Genomic DNA, 24,099 nt, shown 5'->3' on the forward strand with positions numbered 1-24,099 from the left:
GCCACACATGGTCGATTCCACCCGCGAATCCGATGCGATCATCTCGTCGGCAAAGAAAAGCCTGCAGGTGAATCGCTACGAAGGCGGCTTCCACCGCGCTTCGGGCCGCTCCATCGGGCGCGGTTCGAAGCAGGTGAAGCTGAAGAACATGCTGAAGCGGGCAGGCTATTTCGGTGCCGCCGTGCTGGCCGTGCTCATCGCGGCGAGCGTCGCGGGCATGATCCTGAACGGCATCGGCTTTGCGGGCGTCATGGTCGCGTTCTTCGCCATCGTGGCTGCTGCCTTCATCTTCGCCAACTACCCGAAGGTAAAGGTGCCCAACCGCGCAGACCTTTCGCGCACGCAGGATGCCAAGCGGCTGGTGCAGCGCACCGAGCTGTGGCTGGAAAGCCAGCGCCCCGCCCTTCCCGCGCCCGCCGTCACGCTGGTGGACGATCTGGGTATGCAGCTGGATGCGCTTGGCAAGCAGCTGGAGCATGTCGACCCCGCCCACCCTGCGGCGCAGGAAACGCGCAAGCTGGTGGGCGAATATCTGCCCGAGACTATCGACAGCTACCGCAAGATTCCCGATCACCTGCGCCGCGAGGAACGGGCCGGATCGACGCCGGACAAGCAGCTGGTCGACAGCCTCGGCAAGATCAGCAAGGAAATCGACCACGTCACCCGGCAACTGGCCGAAGGATCGCTGGACGACCTGGCGATCAAGAACCGCTATCTCGATTACAAGTACGGCGGTGAGGATGCATCGCTTCCTCCGCCACCGAAGGACAATTGATGGACGTTGAAATTCCCCACACCCTCGGCCGCGAGGAAGTGCGTCGCCGCCTGCGTGCAAACAGCCACAGGATCGGTGACAACATTCCCGGCGGTATGGCCGATGTGCAGACCAACTGGCCGAGCGAGGACCGGATGACCATGTCGATCAATGCGATGGGCCAGATGCTGTCAGGCCACGTCGACATAGAAGACAGCAAGGTCATCTTCCACATGGTGCTGCCGCCCGCCCTGGGTTTCCTGCAGCCGATGATTGATGCCGCGATCCGCGATCAGGGTCACAAGATGCTGGAAGCCCCGAAAGACTGAGGCCGCCTGCCGGACAGGCCGGTTACAACTGGCGGTCCTTTTCCAGGAACTGTTCCGGGATGCGCAGCGCCCGCGCCGCTTCGCGCGTTTCCTGCAGGAAAGTCAGCAGCGCCCACATCAGCAGGCCGATGGCGACGATGAATGTCGCCGCCGCGACCCGGTTCAGCCCCACGTGCGCGAATTCCGCCACGAACAGCAGCACCACGGTTATGCCGATGGATATCCCCGCCAGCACCAGCCGCAGCAGCGCGCTGCCGATCAGGGCAATGCGATGATCGAGAGAGCGTATCTCGCGCACGATCACGTCGTGCTCCATGCCTTCGGTCTCTCCGTGCAGGCGCTGGACCTGACGGCTGCGATCCACCACGCGGCCAAGCCGCTGGGTAAGGGTGCCGATGATGTTGCCGATCGCCACCAGCACGAACACCGGCGCCAGCGCCAGCTGGATGGTCTGCGCGATCATGCCTTCCATCATCGGCCCGCCCCCGTCACTGGTTTGCAGCGCCCGTCAGCTTGCCCACCTTCTGCGCCCCTTCCATGGTGGTGACGAGGACTTCGTCGCCATCCACCACGATGGCGATGTCGCTGAGGCCGATGGCGCTGATGCGCGCGCCGTTGCTCTCGGCCAGCACGTTGCGGCAATCGACCAGTTCGACAGGGCCATGCGCGCGGTTGCCGTTGCCGTCGCCCTTGCGTGCATCGCGCAGGGCATGCCAGTTGCCGATGTCGGACCAGCCCATGGCAACCGGCACCATCGCCGCACGGGCGGTCTCCTCCATCACGGCGTAGTCGACCGATTCGGATTCGATCCCTGCAAAAGCGGCAGGATCGGGATGGAACTGCGCGCCCTCGGCCTTCCCTTCGCTCACCGAACGCAAAACCGAATTTGCCAGGTTCGGGCGGTGCTGCGCCAGCTCGTCCATGAAAGCGCCTGCCCGGAAGGTGAAGATGCCCCCGTTCCAGCTGTAGTCGCCCGAGGCGAGGAACTGCATCGCGCGCTCCAGATCGGGCTTTTCGACGAACTCCGCGACGGTAAAGCCGCCTTCCAGCGCTTCACCCTGGCGGATGTAGCCGAAACCGGTTTCCGGCGCCGTGGGGGTGATCCCGAAGGCCACCATGTAATCCGCCCGCGCCAGCGATGCGCCCGCCTGCACGGCGGCATGAAAGGCGGGCACGTCCGCGATGTAATGGTCGCTGGGGCAAACCAGCATCAGGGCATCGCCGGGCAGCCGCGCTGCAGCCAGTGCAATAGCCGCAGCGGTATTCTTCGCTTCCGGCTCCACGATAATGGAGGCTTCGCCGGGCAACTGCGCCGTGACATGGGGCAGGTGCGCGCTGCCCGTGACGACCGTCGGCGGGGCGAACAGCGCGGGATCGGCCGCGCGTGCCAGCGTCGCTTCGAACAGCGTTTCGTCCCCTACCAGCGGAAGGAACGGCTTCGGCATGGTCTTGCGGCTACGCGGCCACAGGCGCGTGCCGCTGCCTCCGCACAGGATTACCGGGTGTATTTCGCTCATGCAGCATTCCTCTTTCATCGGGACTGCCTATGCAAGCGCCTTGTTACATCCGGTTTGCGATCCGGGCTATTGCCGCGCGCGAAAGTCGACCCGATAGCCATATCGCGCCTCAACCGGCGTGCCATCGCGCGCGGTGGCTGGGTTGAAGCGGATGCGCTCGGTTACGAGAGGGCAGACACGCGCCGTGGTGGCAGCATCCACCTGCGTGCTGGCAACGGTGCAACCCTGCGCCCGGCCATCGGTGGTCACGGTGAAATGCACGGTGACAGACTTGCCGAAGCGTGCCGCACGGCCCCCTTCGGGCACGGGGAAATCACGCGCTTCGTTCAGTTCGCCCGACCGTACCGAGGGGCCGACCGCGACCGCGCCGCCCTGTCCGGAGCCGCTGCGTCCGCTGCCCGTGCCGTCCCCGCTGCCGCCTGCCCCGGTCCCATCGCCGCTGTCGGTCGCGCCGGAGGCATTTTCGGTGCCGGTGGAACTGGCTCGCGGTGCCGGGCTTGGGCGGGGAAGCGGCTGCGGCGGTGCGACGACCTCGCGCGCCACGGCCTCCTCTCCTGCTTCCGCCGCTGCACCTTCGTCAGGCTGGGGAGGCGAAATGCTCGGCTCGGTTTCGGGTGGCTCTTCCTCGTAAGTGGATACGGTGACCGTCACCAGCGATGTCGCCTGTTCGATAACGCGCGCGGTGAATTCGGGCGCAAGGGCGCGCGCCAGACCATAAAGCGCGGCAACGTGCAGAACCACGATCAGCACGATCAGCTTCCAGTTCAGCCGCTTGCCTTTTTCAACGTATCGGCCGGTGGCCATGCGCTCTCCTTTCGCCGGCACAATTACCAATGAACTCCGCTTTGGCCAGCCCTACCGCGAAGCGAGGTGACGACACGACGAGGTGAGGAACGGAGCGCCTGAACCATCCGTTGTTGGAGTGTAAGCAAATAAAAAGAAAGGAAATCTCATGTTTGAGAAGCTCCGCATCAAGGAACACATGGAAGTCACCGATTTCGGCGGCCAGCACGTTGGAACTGTCGATGAAGTCGATGATGACAAGATCAAGCTGACCCGCTCCGACAGCAGCGATGACATGCACCACTACATGCCAATCGATTCCGTCGACCGCATCGACGACAACCGCGTCTATCTGAAACAGGACGCCACCATCCCCGTCGGCCTCGCCTCCTAAGCGACGCGCACGGACGATTGAAGAGCCTCGCAAGCCATTCGGGCATGCGGGGCTTTTTCTTGGCGAGCTCCCTGCAACAGGTCGACAAGCGGCGCTTGCCTTCCTAGCTCCTAGGACATGACCGGATCCTATCGCTTTGCCATAGATCGCGGCGGCACCTTCACCGATGTCGTGGCACAGACGCCTGCGGGCAACATCGTCACCACCAAACTCCTCTCCAGCAATCCCGAACAGTATCCCGACGCTGCCAGCGAGGCGGTGCGGCGGCTGATGGCGGAGCACGGAGAAGGCCCCATCGCGGAACTGCGCATCGGCACCACCATCGCCACCAACGCCTTGCTGGAACGCGAAGGCGAGCGGGTGGCGCTGGCGATCACGCAAGGCCACGCCGATGCGCTGACAATCGGCAACCAGGCGCGGCCAGATATCTTCGCGCGGCACATCGTGAAGCCGGAACGGCTGGAAAGTCGCACCGTGGAAATCGCCGGGCGGGTAGGCGCGGACGGCGAAGTGCTCGTGCCGCTGGAGGAGGATGCCGCGCGGCGCGACCTGAAGGCCTTGCGAGACGACGGCTACGAAGCGCTCGCCATCGTGCTGATGCATGGCTGGCATTATCAGGACCACGAGAAGCGGCTGGACGCAATCGCACGCGAGCTGGGCTTCACGCAGGTCAGCGCCAGCCACGAGGTCAGCCCTCTTATCAAGCTGGTGCCGCGCGGCGACACCTCGGTCGCGGATGCCTATCTCTCGCCGGTGATCCGGCAATACGTTGACCAGCTGGCAGAGCGCCTGCCCGATCACGGGTCTTTACGTTTCATGCAGTCGAACGGCGGCCTTGCCGATGCGCGCGCCTTTCGCGGGAAAGACGCTGTGCTCTCGGGTCCAGCCGGCGGCGTCGTCGGCATGGTGCAGACAGCCGCGGCCCTTGGCCATGACAAGCTGATCGGGTTCGACATGGGCGGCACCAGCACGGATGTTTGCCACTATTCCGGCGAGTACGAGCGCACAGGTGACAGCGTGGTGGCGGGCATCCGCATCGCGGCCCCCATGATGCAGGTGCATACCGTGGCCGCAGGCGGCGGCTCCTTCTGCCGGTTTGACGGGCAATCGCTGCGCGTCGGCCCGGCCAGCGCGGGCGCGGACCCCGGCCCTGCCTGCTATCGCAAGGGCGGCCCCCTGACGGTAACCGATTGCAATCTGGTGCTGGGGCGCATCGATCCTGCCGAATTTCCGCAGGTATTCGGCCCCGATGGCGATCAGCCGCTCGACCCCGAAGCCTCCGCCGCCCGCATCGATGAAATCATCGCACAGCTGCCAGAGGCAATGTCGAGGGAAGACCTCGCCGAGGGCTTCCTCACCCTTGCCGTGGACGAGATGGCCAACGCCATCCGCACCATCACGACCGCGCGCGGACACGATGTGACGACCCATGCGCTGGCTTGCTTCGGCGGCGCTGGCGGACAATTCGCCTGCCGGGTGGCGGACGAACTGGGCATAGAGACGGTGCTAGTCCACCCGCTGGCCGGAATGCTTTCCGCCTATGGCATCGGCCTGGCCCCGGTGGTTTCCATGCGTGAAGCAGGCGTTGTGCGCCCCTTGACCGAGGACTTCTCCGCAGCGCTGGCCGATCTGGAAAGCCGCGTGAGCGAAGACCTGACAGCGCAGGGGATTGCGCAGGAAAACATCGAACTTATCCGTCGCATGCGCCTGCGCTTCGAAGGCAGCGACACCACGCTAGACCTCCCCTTGTCGGATGAAGCCGACGCGCGTTTCCGCGAGCAGCACCGCCGCCGGTTCGGCTGGTCGGACGAGGAGGCGCCCGTCGTCCTCGAAGCGCTCAGCGTCGAGGGGCGCGGCATGAGCGGCGGCCTTGCCGAGCAGGCCGTGGTTAAGGAGCGCGGTTCGCTCACCCCCGGCCAGTCGCTGGACGGACCGGCGATGATCCCGGACCCCGGCTCCACCACGATTGTCGAACAGGGCTGGCGCGCGACGCTGGCGGATGATGGATCGCTGATCCTGAACCGCAGTGCCCCGCGCGAGCACACGCGGGCTGCCGGAACGCAAGTCGATCCAATCCGCCTCGGCATATTCAACAACATGTTCATGGCCATTGCCGAGGAAATGGGCGTGGTGCTGGAAAGCACGGCCAGCTCGGTGAACATCAAGGAGCGGCTGGATTTCAGCTGCGCGCTCTTCACCGGTGAAGGCGAATTGATCGCCAACGCGCCGCATATCCCGGTGCATCTTGGCTCCATGTCGGCCAGCATCCGGCGCATCGTGGAAAACCGCGCGACGAGCGAGCGGGGCATCAGGCGCGGCGATGCCTACTGCCTCAACGATCCCTATGCCGGCGGCACGCACCTGCCCGATGTGACCGTAATCGTGCCGGTCTTCCTTGCTGACGACAGCACGCAGCCGGATGCCTTTGTTGCCGCGCGCGGGCACCATGCCGATATCGGCGGCACCGCGCCCGGCTCCATGCCGCCCGACAGCGCCAGCATCGCCGAGGAAGGCGTGCGGCTGGATGACGTACTGCTGGTGGACGAAGGGCGCTTCTGCGCGGAGGACCTGCGAGTCCTGCTCACCTCCGGCGAATACCCGGCGCGCAATCCGGCGCGCAACCTTTCGGACCTCAAGGCCCAGCTTGCGGCCTGCGCACGCGGGGCGGACCTGCTGGGCGATGCCGCGAGCGAGCATGGCCGCGAAGTCCTGACCGCCTACATGGGCCACGCGCTGGACCACGGCGAAGCCGCCGTGCGCGCGCTGGTGGAACGCCTGACATCCGGCAGCTTCACCTACGCAATGGACAATGGTGCCGAGGTGCATGTGGCGGTCAGTATAGACCGGGACGCGCAGACCGCCCGTTTCGACTTCACCGGCACCAGCGACCAGTTGCCGAACAACTTCAACGCACCCGCCGCCATCACCCGCGCCGCAGTCCTTTATTGCCTGCGCTGCCTGATCGACGACGATATTCCGCTCAACGACGGATGCCTGCGACCGGTGGAGATCGTGGTGCCCGAAGGCTCCATGCTTGCACCCCAGCCGCCCGCGGCGGTGGTGGCGGGCAATGTCGAGACAAGCCAGGTCGTCACCGATGCCGTGTTCGCTGCCCTGGGCGCGCTCGCCCCTTCCCAAGGTACGATGAACAACTTCACTTTCGGCGACGACACGCGGCAGTATTACGAAACCATCGCCGGTGGCTCTGGCGCAGGTGACGGGCACCACGGAACCGACGCCGTGCAGACCAACATGACCAATTCGCGCCTCACCGATCCGGAAGTGCTGGAAACCCGCCTGCCCGTCCGCGTGGAGCGCTTCGCGATCCGCACCGGTTCCGGTGGCAAGGGCAAATGGCATGGCGGCGAAGGAGTGGAGCGCGTGGTCCGCTTTCTCGAACCGATGCGCGCGCAGATTCTCGCCAACCGGCGCAAGGTGGCCCCTCGGGGCATTGCTGGCGGGGGCGACGCTTTGCCCGGCCAAACCTTTGTCGAACGGGCCGACGGCTCGGTGCTTGACCTCGGCGCGACCGGCGGTGCAGACATGGCTCCCGGCGATACGATCGTGATCCGCACGCCCGGCGGCGGAGGATATGGCGCACCATGAGACCGCTTGACGAAAAGCTCGCCAGCCGCTTCGCCCGCACCGCGCTGGGTCACGTCGGGCAGGAGTATCCCAACTCGCTGGGACACGTGATGGCCGGGCCTTTCGATACCGGCACCCCGCGCGAACTGCACCCGGCCTTCTACGGCAGCTTCGACTGGCATAGCTGCGTGCACAGCTGGTGGACACTGCTGACCGTGCGCCGCCTGTTTCCCGATATGGCCGAGGCAGGCACGATCTCCGAACTGGCGGACAAGACGTTCACGACGGACCAGCTCGCCGCGGAACTCGCCTACCTGCAAAGGCCCGAATCCCGCGGGTTCGAGCGGCCCTATGGCTGGGCCTGGCTGCTTTACCTGCATCTGGAAGCGAGCCGCCACGATTCCCGGGAATGGGCGACGCTGCTTGCGCCGCTGGCCCGGCACTTCGCTGCCGGGTTCGCCGATTACCTGCCCAAGCTTACCTACCCCATCACCACCGGTACCCACGCCAACACCGCGTTCGCGCTGACGCTGGCGCACGACTGGGCCTGTTCCTTCGATCCGGGTCTGCGCTCTTTGATCGAGGAATACGCCAAAGCGCAGTTCGGCAGTCTGGACGAATATCGCGGGTGGGACGTGGGCGGCGATTCCTTCCTGTCCCCCGTGCTGTCCGTCGCACTGCTGATGCAGCGGGTGATGCCGCCGAAGGATTTCGCCAGATGGCTGGAAACGGTCCTGCCCGAAGGCGGCTGGCTGGAAACCGCATGCGCCCCGGTTACAGTCTCGGACCCGACCGATGGCAAGATGGCCCACCTCGACGGGCTGAACCTCAGCCGTGCCTGGGCCCTGCGCCAGATTGCAGGGGGGCTAGAGACAGGATCGCGCGCCGGTTACTTGCACGACCTTGCCGAAAAGCACTTCGCCGCCTCGCTCGAAGCCATCGACGGCGACTACATGGGCTCGCACTGGCTGGCGAGCTTCGCGCTTCTCGCGCTGCTGGCGAAGTAAAGATGGTGAGCCCTGCTGGGTTCGAACCAGCGACCTACTGATTAAAAGTCATGTGTCGCCGTTTCCCATATAATACTCCCAATTGCCCTGCGTTACTATTAAACGTTGATTTATCGAATTAAATTGCCTCGCGCGCGTGAGTCGCTTACTATGCAATTCTATCGCTTGCTCCCGAGGGTGGTTGCTATGTGGTTGTTGGGATGACGTTATGACGGCCGTTGCTAAGATCACCAAGACCAAGGTGGATGAGCTCGTTGCTTATGACGATAGGCCAGTCTTTTTATGGGAAGTTGGGCTTCCCGGTTTCGGGATCAAATGCACTAGGCAGGGCACAAAAACCTACGTTGTGAAGTATCGAGTTGGTGCTGGAGGGCGATCTGCTCGGCAACGTTGGATAACGTTGGGCCGCCACGGACGGCTCACGCCAGATCAAGCACGCAAGCTTGCAAGAGAGGTGCTTGTAGCTGCTTGCAAGGGCGAAGATCCTCAGGGCGAGAAGATGAGCCAGCGAGGCGAGATGAGGCTCTCCGACCTTTGGTCGCGATACGAACGTGATCACATCCGCCAGCTGAAGCCGCAATCCCGTCGCGAATATGAACGGAAGTGGGAAAAATTACTTCGACCTTCATTCGGAGTGAAACGGGTAAGTGAAATCACTCGCAGTGACGTGGACAAGTTTCACAAGCAGCTCAGGGAAACACCTTATCAGGCAAACCGGGCTTTAGCCCTCTTGTCGCGGCTGATGAACCTTGCCGAGGTCTGGGAGTACAGGCCTACAGGCTCGAATCCCTGCCGCCATGTCGAGAAATTTAGTGAAAAAGCTCGTACCCGCTACCTCACCGCATCAGAGCTAGGGAAGCTAGGCCAGGGACTGAAGGCCCTGCCTAAGGAGGGCAAAATTTCCCGTGCCGCAGCGAACGCCATCCGACTTCTCCTTTTTACCGGCGCGCGACTGAATGAAATCTTGGCGTTAGAGTGGAGTTGGATTGACCTGAAAGCTCGAGTGATCAATCTCCCAGACAGCAAGACAGGTGCGAAGCCGATTTTCCTCAACGATGCAGCAGTATCGGTTCTTGAGGACGAGCGAAAATTTTCTTTCGATAGCAAATATGCTTTCCCTGGCGAGGGAAGCTCTGGTCGAATGGTAAATCTTAGGAAGCCTTGGACTAAGCTTTGCACATACGCAGAAATCGATGGTGTGCGATTGCATGATCTTCGGCATACCGTAGCTAGCGTAGCAGTCGGACAGGGTGCATCCCTTCCGGTCATCGGGCGGCTCCTAGGGCATAGTCAGGCACAAACGACACAACGCTACGCACACGTCGATGCTGACCCGGCACTGCTCGCTTCCGATGCGGTGGGCAAAGCCATTAGCAGCGCCTTGACTGATGGCGATAGGAGTAGCTCGACAACCTAGGCCGCGCCGGCAGATTGTGATTGCCTTCCAACTAAATCCTTACTGCCCAGACAAATAGCTGCTCCGAATCTTCACCTACGCTCACCACCCCGGTAAATTTCGGATCAGCAGCGAACTTCGCCGTGTTCAGCGACGAAAGCCGTGCTGCTGAACGTCAACCTGACAAATTGAAAAGAAGGAACCGGGGTATGGACACCACCGAACAGAGAAGCTTGGCCATGGCACAGGACCCGCAGGTCGCTGGCCGCATCGTGCGCGGCATCGCCCAAATCGAGCAAGACTACCAACTTGCCGAAGGCCACCTCAGTGACTGGATGCTGCGCGAAATCATCTCCGCCATGCGCAACACCGTCCCCGAACCGTCCGAGGTGGTCACGACAGCCTGGAGCGCGCTGATCACGTGCCCAGACTGGAAGCCCACGAAGCGCATCGGACGCGGCGATGTCTGGCTCGAGATCGTCGAACAGGCTGAAGACGAAAACGACCACACCTGGTTGGCCGCAGCGCTCAATGCCGGACCGACGGCCATGTGGCTGCAACTGAACTTCCGCGATGGGCTGGCCCACTACATGGTCAAGCTGGAAGAGAACGCCAGCCTGGTCGCCAAGCTGCGCAAAAAGGGCTTCAAAGTCGATACGAAGGCCAAAGCAATCTACCTGCCCATCGTCATCAGCGCTGACCTGTTCGCCAAGGCGGTGCAGGAGAACGATTTTGACGCTGCCATGGGACCGGTGCGCGACGCCACTGAACTCGCCATCGCCGCTAAGCCTGAAATCGACGAACTACTCAAGCAGGTCCGAGGGTGAGCCCCGTGGTGGACATCAAGGTGCCACGCGCCGAAGCTATTGCCAGGCTCAATGACCAACTCCGCAAGACCGGCACCGGCGGCACCATCGTCGTCACACGCGGGGTGCTCGCCATTCCCGGCTATGATGCCGAGCAACTCGCAGAGTGTCTTGCAGCGTACGACGAGTTCGATGCCGACAACGACCCGCATGGCGAACGGGACTTCGGCGACCTGACACTGTGGGGCACCGACCTGCTATGGAAGATCGACTACTACGATGCAGATTTGAGGTTCGGCTCGGACGACCCGGCAAACCAAGACGTCACGAGCAGAGTGCTCACCGTCATGTTGGGAGGTGAGTGGTAATTGCCGATAGCTCAAAGGCAGCTGCGACCTCGAAGCCGACGAGGTCGCAGCTGTTTTTATGGGGTCCTTTGGTCAGCGAAACCTGGCCCACACCGGACGTCCTTCGAACCGCAGGCTGAGCAACGCAAACGACATTGAAGCGACGATATCTGGCGCGACCAGCCATTCTGCTGGCAGCGTAAGGTAAGCGCTATGGGATCGATAACGGCGACGCGCTTGCAAGACTGGCAATCAACGCGAAGGTTGTAGCCGTTGCGCTTGAAGTCTCCAATATCGTCCAGCCGCTTGCTGCTCATGGCTTGCGCCTGACTGACCACACCAGGGTCGAAACGGCGGTGATGATGGCAGCAAGGGCAGCGAGAACCGTGGCGTCGAGAACTATCATGTCTATCTCCGAATCGATGGGCCGCTTGTTCCACAAATGTTCCGAGTAGGAAAATTCACTCTTTGGGGTTAGTCAGAAGCATGCTTTTGGTTGCTGCAGCTCTTGCCGTTTGTGCCCCTGGACCCCGTGATCACTGTGTCCACGATGGCGACACTGTCTGGTTCGAAGGCGAAAAGATCCGCATCGCCGACATTGATACGCCAGAGCTCAACGGAGAATGCGAATATGAGCGCGCGCTGGCAATTCAAGCGCGTGACCGGTTGGTCGTCCTCTTGAACACGGACAGCTTCGCTATCGAGCGTTCTGGCACCGACCGCTATGGCCGCACGCTGGCTGTATTGCATCGCTCCGGTCGTTCTATTGGAGCTCAGCTTGTGGCTGAAGGTCTGGCTCGCACTTGGAGCGGGAGAAGGGAGCCGTGGTGTTGAGCAAAGAATGGGGCCATCCAGAAAGCAGCAGACAACTGTCGGCTTTACAGCGTGCGCGAGAATGGTTGCTGGGCATGCTGTCTGGATTGGCGATGCTAGCCGTCGTGGTTTCTGGTGCGTTGTTTGTCGCTTCTCCAGCATCGGGACATGGCGGCAGGCTTGCGGCCGATGGCTGTCATAATGATCGCAAAACCGGCACCCGTCATTGCCACAGGGCCACTAGCGACACGAGCCCGCAAGCAGACCAGGCGCAGCGCCAACCGGACGGTTCCGTGTATTATCGGAACTGCGATGCAGCCCGCGCTGCAGGTGCTGCACCAGTAAGGCGCGGTCAGCCAGGCTACGCGCGTCACTTAGACCGAGATGGCGATGGCGTTGGGTGCGAGACTTGACGCGCGATCAGGAAATCTGGGGCAAGGCGCTGTGGGTCGAAAGGCACTACGGCGAAAATGGATGGTTCCACATCGCGCAACAACAAGACCGACTTCTCGAGCTGGGTGATTTCGATGGAATGGCACTCTGGCGTAAGGTTGGCGAACGATTTGACCAATTAAGGTCCATGCGGACAGATGCAGGGGTTCATTAGGACTCTTGTTGCGGTCGGCGAGTTCTGTCAGCAATTGCGTGATGCAACTTACAATTACCGATAGCGAAGGCAAACCTCTTGATGCCAAGATCGAGGTGGAGGGTGATGCGATTATAGTCCATAGCCGTAGTGGAGCTGGGACCAATGCCCGCAATCCCGACTACCGTCCTGCGCTCGAGGCAATTCTTATGCGCCTTGCTGCTATCGGCGCAAAACCAGCATTCTATCTTGATAGCCGTCCAGTTGCACATCTGCCGCTCGAACGACGCCGGATTGCGACGCCGGCAGAACTAACAGGCTCACCGGAGGAGAAGTTCCAGCACCTTGTGCGCGCTATGAATGCGGGGACAGATAGCCATGGCGCATGGCGCCGCATTCGCCTAATAGTGCCCGGACAGACCCAAACCGAGCTTGCCGACGCCATTGCATCTTTACCTTCTACTTCGCCCACGCGCTTGCCCGCCGCGCAATTGCGACAGGTCACTGCGAAGCATGTTGAGAAGGCGGTAGCAGACATCGCTTCGGGAAAGGTCGCGACCAATTTCTCTATGTCGCGAGATTATGACCTCATGGTGGCTGGCGGAATACGTCTCGCGCCAAAGCAAGTTTTCGGGCGCGCGCTCGAACTGGCTCTTGGGATTGAGGCGTTCCCCGAGCATTTCAGTGCTGGTCTCGGCACACCCTGCTTTCAGGCGCTCGAAGCTGCCGGCTACGCTATTGTCCCCAAACCGGAAGCATCAATTGCGCTCGCTAACCGAGAACGATCGACGGCATCTATTGATGAGGATCAACCCTCGTCCATGTTCCCTGACGAGGACCGGAAGTTTGTCGAAGGCAGCGCAAAGCGAGCAAACCATCTGCTCCGCGAACGCAACCGAGCCCTAGTTGCTGAGTTCAAGACTGCATTCCGCGCCAAGCACGGTCACTTTCACTGCGAGAACTGCAAGAACGATTGGCGAGATCAATATGGAGAAGCTATCGCCGAAGCCTGTTTCGAGGCCCACCACGCGGTCACCCAGGTCGCCGATATGTTGGAAGATCACCAAACCACCATTGCAGATTTGCAGCTACTCTGCGCGAATTGTCACCGCGCGGAACATCGAAGAATGAGGTTGAAGAAATGAGCGATCTATTCTCCGATCTTTACCGCTTTCGACAGCGCGAAAACAAAAACAATCTCGAAGACTGGCTCACCGAATGCCTCGCAGCAGTGTTACGGGAACTCAATCGAGACGAATGGCAGAAGTTTCTGATCGAAGTGACCGGTGCCGACCAATTTGCAATAGCCAAATTGCTTAGCGAGGAAATTCCGGAAGTTCGTACGCAAGTTCAAGCGGGAGGGGGCATCGGCATTCCTGATCTCGTGATTTTTCACCGCGATCAACCTTTCGTTCTCTTTGAGAACAAGGTCGCTCATTCGGTCAGTGTGCATGAGAATGACGCTGGCGAAGTTGTGAACCAATTACACCGATATGCCCGCTGGCTGGTAAAACAATCGCGGCCAGGCGCCGAGGTTCTTCATCTCGTCTTCCTTACCCATTTGACGCGCCCACCGGCGGATTTTGGAGTAATGAAGGCGTCAAATCTTTGCCCGTATGAGGGGATCGCGCGCACCACCGAAAGTTGGGGACGGATTGCCAGGACTTTAAGTCGGATAACTCGGACTGAGAAGCCTGCAAGTCTTGCCGCAGGTCTTGCTAAAGCCTTTCAGACAATGCTGGAGAACGAAAACATGGCCAACGAATTTCCCGACACGAACTCATTCGCCGCTCTTCAAATCTTTCTGAAGCAAGGAGCTGCCCTTGAAAACCTCGTAAGCAGAATGTGGGACGAAGCAGCTGGTGTGGCAAATTCTGGAAAGATGAGCGCTCGAAGGGTTGAGGCAGAATTAGATTACGGCCGTTATTCAGCATCGCGTTATGCTAATGCTATTGCATCACCTGCAACGAACAGCGCGTTCTTGATGACAGGTATTTGGTACCCTGAGGTCAAAGATGTCTGGCAAGCAGATGAGCTCGGCGGATATGAGCCGACCGACCCTCATGTCTTTTTGCTTTTCGCTGATGATAAAGATGACGTGTTCACTTCGATACACGGAGTGCCTGGGGAAGGTTGGCACAGACCAAATTCAGATTTCCTTGCCTTGCAGCCGCTGTACTCATTCAAGGGGTCGCCGGATTCTCGCGCCGCTTCAATTTTGGAATGGGTTGCTCGAGAAGCCAAACTACTGCGCCCGTTCCTTCTTGAAAACAATTTAAGTACTTGAGCATCATTGCCTTGCTCGTTCTGTTTCGGACCGACTGAGAATTGTACCCTTTTTACGGGCTGCTCTGCCACCTGAAATGTGGACCATTTTTGGATAGAGTTTTCTGCCATATGATTCCTTGGCTGGGCGAGGAGTTTTGGTATGAAGGCATCGAAGTTCACGGACGCGCAGAAGGCGTCCGTCGTGAAGCAGGGCGAAGAAGGCACTCCGGTCGCTGAGATCTGCCGCAAGGCGGGGATCAGCCAGGCGACCTACTTCAACTGGAAGAAGAAATACGCGGGGCTGATGCCGCCGGAGATGCGGCGGCTGCGTGCGCTCGAGGATGAGAACGGGCGATTGAAGAAGATCGTGGCCGATCTGACGCTTGATCGCGATGCTGCAGGACGTTATCCGCCGAAAGCTCTGAGGCCGGATCGGAAGCGCGAGCTGGTCGACGGGATGCTGGCGGACTGGGGCGTGTCGATCCGGAGGGCCTGCCGAGCTCTGTCGTTCGACACTTCCAGTTATCACTACAAGTCCCGTCGCACCGATCCGGCCTTTCTGAAAAACCGTATCAAGGAGATCTGCGAGACGCATGTCCGCTACGGCTATCGGCGGGTCTATTACATCCTGCGCCGGGACGGTTGGTGCGTGAACCTGAAGAAGGTCTGCAGGCTTTACAGGGAGTTGGGCTTGCAGCTGCGCAACAAGACGCCCAAGCGGCGGGTTAAGGCGAAGCTAAGAGAAGACCGCGCACCAGCAATCAGGCCGAACGATGTCTGGGCGATGGACTTTTTGCACGACCAGCTGGCGACGGGTCGCAAGCTGCGCATCCTGACGGTGGTCGATACGTTCTCGCGGCTCTCACCGGTAATCGATCCCCGGTTCAGCTACCGGGGCGAGAATGTGGTCGCTACGCTGGACGCGACTTGCCGGAAGATCGGCTACCCGAAGACGATACGAGTGGACAATGGCAGTGAATTTATCTCTCGGGACATGGATCTGTGGGCTTACCAGCGCGGCGTGATCCTCGACTTCTCCCGCCCTGGCAAGCGCACAGACAATGCGTTCATCGAAGCGTGCAACAGCAAGCTGCGAAGCGAGTGGCTGAACGCCCACTGGTTCCTGAACCTGCAAGACGCTTGCGAAAAGCTGGAGGCTTGGCGTAGACACTACAACGAAGAGCGACCGCACAGCGCGATCGGGAATATCCCCCCGATCATGCTGGCAAACTCAGCCGGTGAAACCAGCCCACCGGACTTGGGAAAGGCGGAAAACTCCAGATCTGAGTGGTCCAAGGTTGGGTAGCAGTGCACCCGATTTGACTTAACTATTCCCCCTCGCTTTATGGGGTTAGTGTACAATCCTAGGAGACTGGAGTTGCGGATTTTACTATTTTTTATCGGGGCGTTCTTTGTAGCAGCACCCGTTTCCGCTCAGTGGCCCCCCGCCTCTCCGCTAATCGATGGCGCTTGTTCGACAGGAGTATCGAACGCAGGGCATGTGATTGCGACCGCTATTATGGATTCAGATAAGTCGGTAGCACTTTTAATAGCCATAGGTGGAAAGCGAGAGAAAACGTTCGCCTTGTATTTCAGTGACGGAACAACTCAGGTGCTGGCTTACAATAGAAGCGACCAAAGAGTAGATTTTGATCTTTCAGAAGAGGCATTGAACGCCTTCCGAGCTAGCGACAGCTTTCGCTTGTACGAACATAACAGAGGCTGGATTACCGCGCCTCTCTCACTTTCGGGAAGTAGCCAAGCTCTTGATTCTCTCTACGAATGCGTAGAGGCTATAGCTCGCGAAGAAGCCGATACAGTGGCAAGTCAGATTGGCGATACGATTCCGCCCTTTTCTCTTCATGGAATTGAGTCCGGGATGCTAAAATCCGAAGCTATTCGGATTCTTGAGGATGCGAACTTCACGGTCTCAGACCGTACATTCCAGATTGAATCTCTAGGACCTGAAGGAGAGAGACTAGTCGTTAACTTCGAGTATTCTTCGGAAGAGAGTATTGTAGACGATTTTTTTGTCGTCATGCCGGGATCCGGTACCACCATGGATGAAAGCTTGAGGGAACTTGAGAGAAAATACGGAGATCATAGTGCAGTGCATGCTTTGGTTGGCTACAAAATCTGGTATCGCACGCAAGAAGGGCAAATCCTACGCGAGTTAGGTCAACAGAGTCTTTGTCCGGATTTCGCCGGCTCTCGCCTATCACTCCAGCCATCGGGACAAGGAACGGCGAATTCAAACCATGCGACTACAGCGACTGCCGAATCTATCATTAGATACGAGATCGCAGTGAATGACTGCTGGAGGAGTTGATGTCCGGGCAAAACAAGTCACCAGGGTGTAGGTCTCTGCAACGAATTCAAGATTTCGCTTCATTCAACTTCTCCCGGTTTCCCTGCGCCGTCGGTCAGGAAAACCTTCTACGTGAAGTTAGCAATGAATATCCTGCGCAACAAAGATGGCTATTAGGTGATCAGCTTTTAATCCTTGGACACTGACTGGGCACATGATTCACGGCCTTATCACTTCGATACTGAGCTCTAGCAGCCTAATCGCCTGAGTGATCGCGTTTGACACTTTGCAGTTATCACCGTGCAGGGCAGCTTGTGCGTCCTGCTTCAGAATAGCTAGCTTTTCGGATGGTGGAATTGGTGTAGGTTCGATCTTCAGTACTTCATCGGTTTCGCTGTTCTACTCGCTGTATAACGGATCGGCTGACGTCGAGCTCCTTCGCCACCGTTGCCAATGAGTGGCCTTCAGCTCGCAATCTCAATGCTTCTTTTTCCTGGTCATCGCTAAGCGCACGCGGCCGTCCCAACTTCTTGCCTTCTGCCTTTGCACGTTTGAGCCCGGCCTGGGTCCGCTCGACCAGCAAGTCGCGCTCAAACTCTGCCACGGCGTTGATCACCGACATGGTCATTTTGCCAGCGGCGCTCGTGAGGTCCACACCACCAAGCGCCAGGCAATGAACTCTCACTTTCTCCTCGGCCAGATGCTCGACTGTGGTTCGAACATCCATGGCGTTGCGCCCCAATCGATCCAGCTTGGTAACAATCAGCACATCGTCCCAGTCGAGCTTTTGCATCAATCGGTTGAAGCCGGGGCGCTGCATAGCAGGCACCGAGCCTGAAATTGTCTCTTCCACGGTGCGGCGAGGTTCGACCAGGAAACCAGCAGCTGCAATTTCCGCGATCTGGTTCTGGGTTGTCTGCTCGCTGGTACTGACGCGGCAGTATGCAAATATTCGCGACATGGCCTTTCTCCTCGTATCGAAAGTGTGTCACGAAACAAATTAGTGTATCGAAAAGCGTAAGCCTATATTTGGAGCAGGATGCAGCGGGCCTCTAGAGCGGCTCGAAACCGCTCCTTTCCGAGCGACCGCTTAAGAAGCAGAAAGCATCTGCGCGAAGTCCAATGTCCGCTGTGCGCCCCAGTTTCTGGCGTTCAATCAGCTCGGCTGTTCGCGGGTAAGCGGACATAAGCGTCCGACCTACCCGGTTCAAAAAAGCTCTCAATGAAGCAGGGTCTGAGCGAGACATCACTGGCCTGATGTCGGCTCACTTAACTTAATGCCTTCCTTCGTCGGCTTATAGTATAGGGTCGAGAGTTGCAGCTTTTTGGTCAGAGGCAGGCTTTGAACGAGAACTTTTCGGTCGAACCATCGACTCGGTTGATCCAAAAGCACCGTGTTCCAAAGTCCGCCGAACGAATGCTAAAGCTATCCACGCCAGCTCCAATTTTCTCTGATGCTTCAGGGTGGCGATCTAATAATAGCCTGAGGACGGTTTCATCTTCTTGCGATACTTTGTCTGCAAGATCGTACCTGTAGAGCATCTCTCTGAAAAAGTTCTGAGCATCTCCTTTCCTGGCAAAGTGATGCTTTCCAATCGTGAGGGGCTTCGCTGGCATAATCAACTCCGGCTGGGATCTTCCAATGGCACTTTCTCTAACACCTCTTTTGCGATGAGGTTTGGAATGTTCATCCCTTCGAACTCAGGCGAATACCTACGAATCCAACTGAGGCAGCCGTCTCTGTCGAGGTCATCCTGTGCAATCTTCTCATAGAGTTCGACCGCAGTCATTCGGGAGAGCCCTAGCTCCATTAGTGAAAGCAGCGTCTTGCTCGACACGCCAAATTCCAAGGCAACACCAATATCAAACTCTTCGTCGATCAGGTCAGAACGCTCAATTTCAACGAGATGATAGTTGAGGACATCGACGTAGGAAGACAGGTATTTGGGAGCCTTGAACCGCGCCGTTTGCTCAACAATTTCCAGTGTCTCACGGATGAGATTGGGTAGCCGGTATGAGCGCCCATTCCGCTTTTGATAGTCGATACGGTTTCGGATAATCGCGGCAAGAGAATACCCCTTTAGCCACTCGACAACGATCAACGAATGAAGGGGAATTAAACCAGGCGGCAGAAAGACGGGTACGACGTTCGCATTGACCCGTTCCATGATCGTTACGAAGCGATCATAAGCATCCACGCTTTCGGACGGCACGCCGCGCTCTACCAAAGGGGCGAGCTGGTAATCTCGATGGACTGCCTTTCGAGCCAAATCTGCAAGATCAAGAAGCTCTTGATCCTTTTTATCTTGCTCGTCGAGTATCGAATGGACTGAGACGTTTTCGGTATCCTTGAGGAGGGTCTTCAACTCGCTTTCGATTTCTGTGACCAGTGCTCGCGTCGGTGCAAGGTAGACTGCGACGCGGTTTTCTGATGTGCGAACGTAATTGTTGAGCCATTGCAGTATCAGGAATGTCTTTCCCGATGCGGTCTGTGCGGAGGCCGAAACCCAAGTGTCTTCTGTCGTGGCACCGGACCAAAGCTTTTGTTGAAAGTCGTTGACGGTCAACCAAGAACCATCCGTTTCGACAAGAACCGAATCCTCCATCTCGCGGCGAAGCGCTTCAAGGCGCATTGAAAAACCGAGCCGCTCATTCCTGTTTGCTTTCACAAGTTCTCGGTCTTCGGCTAACTTAGCTGCCCTATGGTTGGACAGCTTTTCTAGCAAGACGGCTCCGGCGTCCCTCACTTCGATTTCCGTCGACAGCGAGATAGCCGCGGTAGCGATGCGCAAAGCCGCCTCCTGGTGTTTCCGCGTTTGAGACTTGGCCAAAATGCTTGCAGCTAAGAGCAGGCGGTTCCAATCGCAGGTCCGCTCGCCATCTTCCCGGTCAACTTCAGTTATGTTGTCAATTTCTAATGCTACCGTGATTTGGGTAATCGCTTCGATCTCCTTCGAAAGCGCTTCATCGACTAGCCAGTCGAATAACTCCTCACTTTTCATGCTTCAGGCCCAACGCTTCTAGGAAACTCGCACGAAATCCTTCAGCGGACGGCATCGGGACACAAAGGAGCTGTATGTCGAAATGCTGCATCTTCTCCTCAAGAAGCCGCTTGGAAACATTGCCAAGCCGTGTCGCCATCTCAGCTTTTGCCGCTTTAGCAATGTCTTCAGCCACTCCCTTTTCGTCTTCTCCGGGGTAGAAATCAGCATCGAATCCGACGAGCGCCACACCGCAGTACTCAACACGGTTTGATTGAGTCGAAGTCCTATCAAAGTATTTCTTGAATGCTGCCGTCAATTCGGGATCATTCAGATCAACTTTGTCGCTCAGGAGGCATAAATCGCGCTCCCTGGATGAGCTCTCATGGTCTTCCTCAATCAAGAATGGAGCAAGTGAATTGAGGCAGTCGCGAATAGCAGCCGCCGGGTCACCATATACTTTCGATTCTCCCCAAAAGAGCTTCAACAATCCTTCGTCCGAGACACTTGCATAAACTCCATCAGCTCCATGATAATGCATACGAGAATCTGTCTTCAAATCCATTTTGCAAAGGACTTGCGGCAATCCTAAGAAGCGTTCTGCGAGGATGTAGAGGAGCATTTCTCCGCCTTCTCCGGTTTTGGAGAGATCAGTGAAAGTCGAGACAGCTTCGTGGTGAAGAGCGGTTGTGGCGCTTGAAGATTTGAACTTCGCGTCACGCTCACGTGCAGCTTCCATCCGCGATTTTGGTATCGCGTAATCCGCAACCGTGTTGCGAAGGAATTCTGCTAGTCGCTTGGGGTTGACCCGCCCATTTCCATCGATAGTCAGGCAATGACAATGAATGCGCACACTACAGCTATCAACAGTCAAATCCTTTTCGATCAGGCTCAGATGTACGTCCAATTCTTCGGGATCGCCCGCGATAATCACTTGCAGGTCATCTGGTGAGATTGTCGACAATACAGGTCTCCGCGACTCTAAGGGATAGTTACTTGTAAGGCGACCTTAGGTTGGCCTATTAGGTTGTTCTGAGGTGCACGCGAAAAAAGGAGCGCGCTATCACGGATCGAACTTTCGTCTGATGTAGGAAAATGGGCCAAGGACAATTATTACCCCCCATCCAATCAAGCGAGCAACCGCTCGCAGCCCAATCCAAGCTGCCTTCCATTGAGTTTGGGTGTGCTTGTTATCCGAGGCGAAGTTTCCTTCGGGTTGAGTGAGAAATCGTTCCCACAGCCCACCATCCCTTAATTGTTCTTGAAGTCGTGTAGAACGCAAGGCCTCTGAGTGATCAAACGCAGGGTCCAAATGATTGACCGTATACTTGTCTAGATAACCAATACGTGCTCCAGGTCCCGTCCCAGGAATCATAAATTGGGCGAACAGCACTGGCATGTCTCTGCCCCCCATATGATTGAGGACGGCTCCGATACGATCATTCTCTGCCAGAGAGGCCCAATCGAAATCTGGTCTCACTATACTGCCAACGGTAATCACTCGTCCAAACTTAAGGTCCTCGAACTCTGGGTCTTTCAAAACCTGTGTGAAGAGATGCGTGCCAAAACTATGTGCGATTATATCTGGCCTTTCGACAATGCCTCTGGCTCTTGCATAGTCAATCGCCTTCCGCATTCTCCGCCCGAATGATTTGATCTGACGTTTTTGTAACGGGCGCGAAAGCACGTCGAGCGTTGCCCAGCCGTACTTGTAGATCAATATCGGAGCCGCATACCGAAGCTTATTGGCTATTAGCCAACTGAGGTCTTCCTGCCATGTTCCTCGTGTGTTGAACCCATGAACTACAATCATCCATGGGATGTCTCGGCTTGGCTTCCCAACGATGCGGTATCGGGTAGAAACGATGGGCTCCTCGTCCTCAAGAGCGAACTCAAAGTTGCAATTCGCGCATTCACCCGCTGCCAACATGCCGTCGTCGAGGGTCTCGCCGCACTGGTGGTTCGGACAGAGAAAATGATCGATCCGCCTCATCAAACCATCGACAACTTGGCTTTCAAGAAAATCGACCAGAGGCTGGTTAGGCCACGGCTCACCTCTCACTTCCGCAAACTGCTGGGCCGAGAATTCGAGTTGGGTGCCGTCTCGTTGGCGACCCTTTATCTCATAAAGCCAGTCTTCGGCTTTAGTCATTTTCTGGAGCTGTGTTTAATCGGATGAAACGATCAATGACGAAGTGCACAAATTCCCGTTTGCATTGTGCCCATATGCGGATTCGTCCATCTTCCCCGGCAACTTCTACTGAAATCGGTTGGGCCTGGTCATCGTTTTGTCGCACTGCGAACCTGCCCTGAGCTCGCGTGAACGCTTCATCGTTCACAGCTCGACGGGCTTGTCGAACAGCCTCAACTTGGTTGATCCCACCTTCAGCACTGGTTGACTTGAGCTCAACATATCCATCGTCGACTTCCATCCGAGTTTGCCTCGTTCCATCTTGGCGGCTTGCGGTCTTGACCGCTTCGGAAAGAGAAATAATCGGCCTAGTTGCATCGCAAAGTCCAATCTCTCGAAGCGCCTGCCAGACCACTGCTTTGGCCTCAACATGATCGATATCCTTGTTTCTATGGATTAGAACTACGCAGTGATCTTCATCGAAGCGCCAGAGGAAGCGGACAACGCTCCTTTCGCGCATGAGCCGGTAGGCATCGAACCGAAAGATGTCACCATCGATCTCTCGTCGATAATCGCGAGCTCTCGCGCGAGGCCATGATTGCTTCCCGATGTGCCAGATAAGGGACACGCCTTGCTCATCGAGATCTATGCCGGACAGCGAATAGTTATCTGGAAACTCAAATCTTTTCGGCGCTTCTAACAACTCAGCAAACGGGGTCGCTCTTATGGTCGCGGGAACTGTTTCAATCGGTATAGTGGGGCTGGCAAAGACATAGAGATGCTGATTTCCCCAACCTTCAACCTCGGCCAGCCAGTCTTCAATCATCTCCTCAGTAAGGGTCCCGTTCTCGACCGCCTCCATGAGGTTGTTTGCAAAGTCTCGTTTCGTGGTCCCAATTTTGATTTGATGTTGCCGGAGTAGTTCTTTGATGAAATCGTTCCCTTGTGCGAGAACGACGGTAAGAATAACGTTCTTTAGTTCATCGATAGTCATGTTTTAGCCCGGTCTTATTCATGAGTAGGCCTCAGTCATAGCAAGTACGGAAACCTTCCAAAAGGCCTAGGAATGGCAAGAGAATCCAATCGGTGCATAGGTTGAAGTATGTAGTTGAACCATCTCCATGCGGGCCGTCAGCCAACGGTCCAGTTTCTGCCGCAACGTGAATGAATTGCGATCGGCAGCTTTCGACTTCGTAGTTTGAAGCGTGGAATGTCGGACTTGGGGTGCGAAGCTGCCGCTCGCCGATGCGCCAGAACTCGGCAGCTTTGCGCCCTAATATCGGTCATTCGAATGGTCTCAGAGCGGCCTCGAAAGCAGACGCCGATCTCGTGGTTCCTACCGGTCGATAAGCTGGCTAAAAACGAAACCTGAGAGCCAAAGAACCACGCTATCAGAGCCTGTCACCCTGGCAGTCACTTGGTTGCGCAAGTGGGCGCGCAAACTTGCAGGAATGGGCGAGTCATCCTTTTTGCCTGGGAGTAAGACCTGTCTGACGAGAGCCGCGAAGTCCCGCGCACTTTGCGAAAAAGCGAGAATGTCATGAAGGAATTTCCAGAACAGCGGCCTGAAGGCGATACCAACGCGCCGGAAGAGACGCGCGGTTTCGTATTCAACCAGACCATGCTCCGGATCAAGGATCCGAAGCGGTCCCTCCCTTTCTACCAGTATGTTCTCGGCATGACCTTGGTGAGAGCCATTCCCTTCCCGGAGATGGCTTTTACCTTGTATTTCCTTGGCTACGTTTCGCCGGAGGATGATCTTCCGGGCGATGACGACGGGCGCCTGAAATACGCATTTCGCCAGCCTGCCATGCTGGAACTCACGCATAACCACGGGACAGAGGACGAGGACGGCGAGCCCTATCACGACGGCAATGCCGATCCGCAGGGCTTCGGCCATATCGGCCTCGCCGTGCCCGATGTCGACGCGGCCTGCGCGCGGTTTGACGAGCTGGGCGTGGAATTCGTGAAGAAACCAAACGACGGCAAGATGAAGGGCCTAGCCTTCATAAAGGACCCCGATGGCTACTGGATCGAGATACTCAATCCCGCGAACAGCGCGCAAATCTGCGGATGAGCCGTCAAATCGCAACT

25 protein-coding genes and 1 tRNA gene are annotated in these 24,099 nt (G+C 57.8%); 16 read left to right on the top strand and 10 right to left on the bottom strand.

Annotated features, from left to right (window positions below; all coding sequences use genetic code 11):
- Positions 1 to 7: 7 nt before the first annotated feature.
- Both D2V07_RS11630 and D2V07_RS11635 read left to right on the top strand, forming a co-directional pair.
- Positions 8 to 775, top strand: coding sequence for a hypothetical protein (locus tag D2V07_RS11630; RefSeq protein WP_119587136.1), 768 nt, complete (start codon positions 8 to 10; stop codon positions 773 to 775).
- Positions 775 to 1,083 (top strand): polyhydroxyalkanoic acid system family protein, encoded by a 309-nt coding sequence (locus D2V07_RS11635; RefSeq protein ID WP_119587137.1) that lies wholly within the window; start codon positions 775 to 777, stop codon positions 1,081 to 1,083. The genes D2V07_RS11630 and D2V07_RS11635 overlap by 1 nt, the downstream gene beginning before the upstream one ends.
- Positions 1,084 to 1,105: 22 nt before the next feature.
- Here D2V07_RS11635 and D2V07_RS11640 read toward each other — a convergent pair whose 3' ends face one another.
- The 3 genes from D2V07_RS11640 to D2V07_RS11650 form a co-directional block, all read right to left on the bottom strand.
- Positions 1,106 to 1,558 carry a DUF2721 domain-containing protein gene (locus D2V07_RS11640; RefSeq protein WP_233548370.1) on the bottom strand — a complete coding sequence of 151 codons (453 nt, stop codon included), beginning with the start codon at positions 1,556 to 1,558 and terminating at the stop codon, positions 1,106 to 1,108.
- A 13-nt stretch (positions 1,559 to 1,571) separates the two neighbouring features.
- Positions 1,572 to 2,600: a mannose-1-phosphate guanylyltransferase gene (locus D2V07_RS11645; RefSeq protein ID WP_119587138.1), complete on the bottom strand. Its 1,029-nt coding sequence runs from the start codon at positions 2,598 to 2,600 to the stop codon at positions 1,572 to 1,574.
- 66 nt (positions 2,601 to 2,666) lie between these two features.
- Positions 2,667 to 3,404 carry an energy transducer TonB gene (locus tag D2V07_RS11650; protein ID WP_119587139.1) on the bottom strand — a complete coding sequence of 246 codons (738 nt, stop codon included), beginning with the start codon at positions 3,402 to 3,404 and terminating at the stop codon, positions 2,667 to 2,669.
- 148 nt (positions 3,405 to 3,552) lie between these two features.
- Between D2V07_RS11650 and D2V07_RS11655 the strand changes: the two genes are divergently transcribed.
- The 3 genes from D2V07_RS11655 to D2V07_RS11665 all read left to right on the top strand — a co-directional run bounded on the left by D2V07_RS11655 (position 3,553) and on the right by D2V07_RS11665 (position 8,369).
- Positions 3,553 to 3,777 (top strand): DUF2171 domain-containing protein, encoded by a 225-nt coding sequence (locus D2V07_RS11655; protein WP_119587140.1) that lies wholly within the window; start codon positions 3,553 to 3,555, stop codon positions 3,775 to 3,777.
- A 117-nt stretch (positions 3,778 to 3,894) separates the two neighbouring features.
- Positions 3,895 to 7,383 (top strand): hydantoinase B/oxoprolinase family protein, encoded by a 3,489-nt coding sequence (locus tag D2V07_RS11660; RefSeq protein ID WP_119587141.1) that lies wholly within the window; start codon positions 3,895 to 3,897, stop codon positions 7,381 to 7,383.
- Positions 7,380 to 8,369, top strand: coding sequence for a DUF2891 domain-containing protein (locus tag D2V07_RS11665; RefSeq protein ID WP_119587142.1), 990 nt, complete (start codon positions 7,380 to 7,382; stop codon positions 8,367 to 8,369). The genes D2V07_RS11660 and D2V07_RS11665 overlap by 4 nt, the downstream gene beginning before the upstream one ends.
- 3 nt (positions 8,370 to 8,372) lie before the next feature.
- On the opposite strand, the gene D2V07_RS11670 is transcribed toward D2V07_RS11665, so the two are convergent.
- A tRNA-Ser gene (locus tag D2V07_RS11670) sits at positions 8,373 to 8,447 on the bottom strand.
- Between the two features lie 130 nt (positions 8,448 to 8,577).
- On the opposite strand from D2V07_RS11670, the gene D2V07_RS11675 reads away from it, so the two are divergent.
- The 10 genes from D2V07_RS11675 to D2V07_RS18395 all read left to right on the top strand — a co-directional run bounded on the left by D2V07_RS11675 (position 8,578) and on the right by D2V07_RS18395 (position 16,914).
- Positions 8,578 to 9,786: a tyrosine-type recombinase/integrase gene (locus D2V07_RS11675; RefSeq protein WP_119587143.1), complete on the top strand. Its 1,209-nt coding sequence runs from the start codon at positions 8,578 to 8,580 to the stop codon at positions 9,784 to 9,786.
- Between the two features lie 188 nt (positions 9,787 to 9,974).
- Positions 9,975 to 10,592: a hypothetical protein gene (locus D2V07_RS11680; protein WP_119587144.1), complete on the top strand. Its 618-nt coding sequence runs from the start codon at positions 9,975 to 9,977 to the stop codon at positions 10,590 to 10,592.
- 5 nt (positions 10,593 to 10,597) lie between these two features.
- Positions 10,598 to 10,939 (top strand): DUF3768 domain-containing protein, encoded by a 342-nt coding sequence (locus D2V07_RS11685; RefSeq protein ID WP_158586820.1) that lies wholly within the window; start codon positions 10,598 to 10,600, stop codon positions 10,937 to 10,939.
- Between the two features lie 465 nt (positions 10,940 to 11,404).
- Positions 11,405 to 11,752 carry a thermonuclease family protein gene (locus D2V07_RS11690; RefSeq protein WP_119587146.1) on the top strand — a complete coding sequence of 116 codons (348 nt, stop codon included), beginning with the start codon at positions 11,405 to 11,407 and terminating at the stop codon, positions 11,750 to 11,752.
- 92 nt (positions 11,753 to 11,844) lie between these two features.
- Positions 11,845 to 12,144, top strand: coding sequence for an excalibur calcium-binding domain-containing protein (locus D2V07_RS11695; protein ID WP_119587212.1), 300 nt, complete (start codon positions 11,845 to 11,847; stop codon positions 12,142 to 12,144).
- Entirely contained in the window at positions 12,141 to 12,338 is a 198-nt protein-coding gene (locus D2V07_RS11700; RefSeq protein WP_119587147.1) for a DUF6961 family protein, read from the top strand. Before D2V07_RS11695 ends, D2V07_RS11700 begins: the two co-directional genes overlap by 4 nt.
- Positions 12,339 to 12,379: 41 nt before the next feature.
- Positions 12,380 to 13,462 (top strand): HNH endonuclease, encoded by a 1,083-nt coding sequence (locus D2V07_RS11705; RefSeq protein ID WP_119587148.1) that lies wholly within the window; start codon positions 12,380 to 12,382, stop codon positions 13,460 to 13,462.
- Complete coding sequence (locus D2V07_RS18390; RefSeq protein WP_147366957.1) at positions 13,459 to 14,604, top strand: type I restriction enzyme HsdR N-terminal domain-containing protein; 1,146 nt, start codon at positions 13,459 to 13,461, stop codon at positions 14,602 to 14,604. Before D2V07_RS11705 ends, D2V07_RS18390 begins: the two co-directional genes overlap by 4 nt.
- 141 nt (positions 14,605 to 14,745) lie before the next feature.
- Positions 14,746 to 15,891 carry an IS3 family transposase gene (locus D2V07_RS11715; RefSeq protein ID WP_119587150.1) on the top strand — a complete coding sequence of 382 codons (1,146 nt, stop codon included), beginning with the start codon at positions 14,746 to 14,748 and terminating at the stop codon, positions 15,889 to 15,891.
- A gap of 195 nt (positions 15,892 to 16,086) precedes the next feature.
- On the top strand, positions 16,087 to 16,914 hold the full coding sequence (locus D2V07_RS18395; protein ID WP_147366958.1) for a hypothetical protein: 828 nt from the start codon (positions 16,087 to 16,089) through the stop codon (positions 16,912 to 16,914).
- Positions 16,915 to 17,275: 361 nt separating this feature from the next.
- On the opposite strand, the gene D2V07_RS11720 is transcribed toward D2V07_RS18395, so the two are convergent.
- The 6 genes from D2V07_RS11720 to D2V07_RS11745 form a co-directional block, all read right to left on the bottom strand.
- Positions 17,276 to 17,854, bottom strand: a complete 579-nt coding sequence (locus D2V07_RS11720) for a recombinase family protein (RefSeq protein WP_119587151.1) — start codon at positions 17,852 to 17,854, stop codon at positions 17,276 to 17,278.
- A 368-nt stretch (positions 17,855 to 18,222) separates the two neighbouring features.
- Positions 18,223 to 18,510, bottom strand: a complete 288-nt coding sequence (locus D2V07_RS11725; protein ID WP_119587152.1) for a DCL family protein — start codon at positions 18,508 to 18,510, stop codon at positions 18,223 to 18,225.
- A 2-nt stretch (positions 18,511 to 18,512) separates the two neighbouring features.
- The gene (locus D2V07_RS11730; protein ID WP_119587153.1) at positions 18,513 to 19,895 is read right to left on the bottom strand and encodes a DEAD/DEAH box helicase; all 1,383 of its coding nucleotides are present in this window, start codon (positions 19,893 to 19,895) and stop codon (positions 18,513 to 18,515) included.
- Positions 19,885 to 20,838, bottom strand: coding sequence for a HamA C-terminal domain-containing protein (locus D2V07_RS11735; protein WP_119587154.1), 954 nt, complete (start codon positions 20,836 to 20,838; stop codon positions 19,885 to 19,887). The genes D2V07_RS11730 and D2V07_RS11735 overlap by 11 nt, the downstream gene beginning before the upstream one ends.
- A gap of 99 nt (positions 20,839 to 20,937) precedes the next feature.
- Positions 20,938 to 22,026, bottom strand: coding sequence for a lipase family protein (locus D2V07_RS11740; protein ID WP_119587155.1), 1,089 nt, complete (start codon positions 22,024 to 22,026; stop codon positions 20,938 to 20,940).
- The gene (locus tag D2V07_RS11745; RefSeq protein WP_119587156.1) at positions 22,019 to 22,999 is read right to left on the bottom strand and encodes a hypothetical protein; all 981 of its coding nucleotides are present in this window, start codon (positions 22,997 to 22,999) and stop codon (positions 22,019 to 22,021) included. The genes D2V07_RS11740 and D2V07_RS11745 overlap by 8 nt, the downstream gene beginning before the upstream one ends.
- A gap of 546 nt (positions 23,000 to 23,545) precedes the next feature.
- Between D2V07_RS11745 and gloA the strand changes: the two genes are divergently transcribed.
- A complete protein-coding gene (gene gloA / locus D2V07_RS11750; RefSeq protein ID WP_119587157.1) occupies positions 23,546 to 24,082 on the top strand; it encodes a lactoylglutathione lyase in 537 nt (178 codons plus the stop codon).
- Positions 24,083 to 24,099 lie beyond the last annotated feature (17 nt).

The sequence above is a fragment of the Aurantiacibacter zhengii genome (genome assembly GCF_003584125.1).
Lineage (GTDB): Bacteria > Pseudomonadota > Alphaproteobacteria > Sphingomonadales > Sphingomonadaceae > Alteraurantiacibacter > Alteraurantiacibacter zhengii.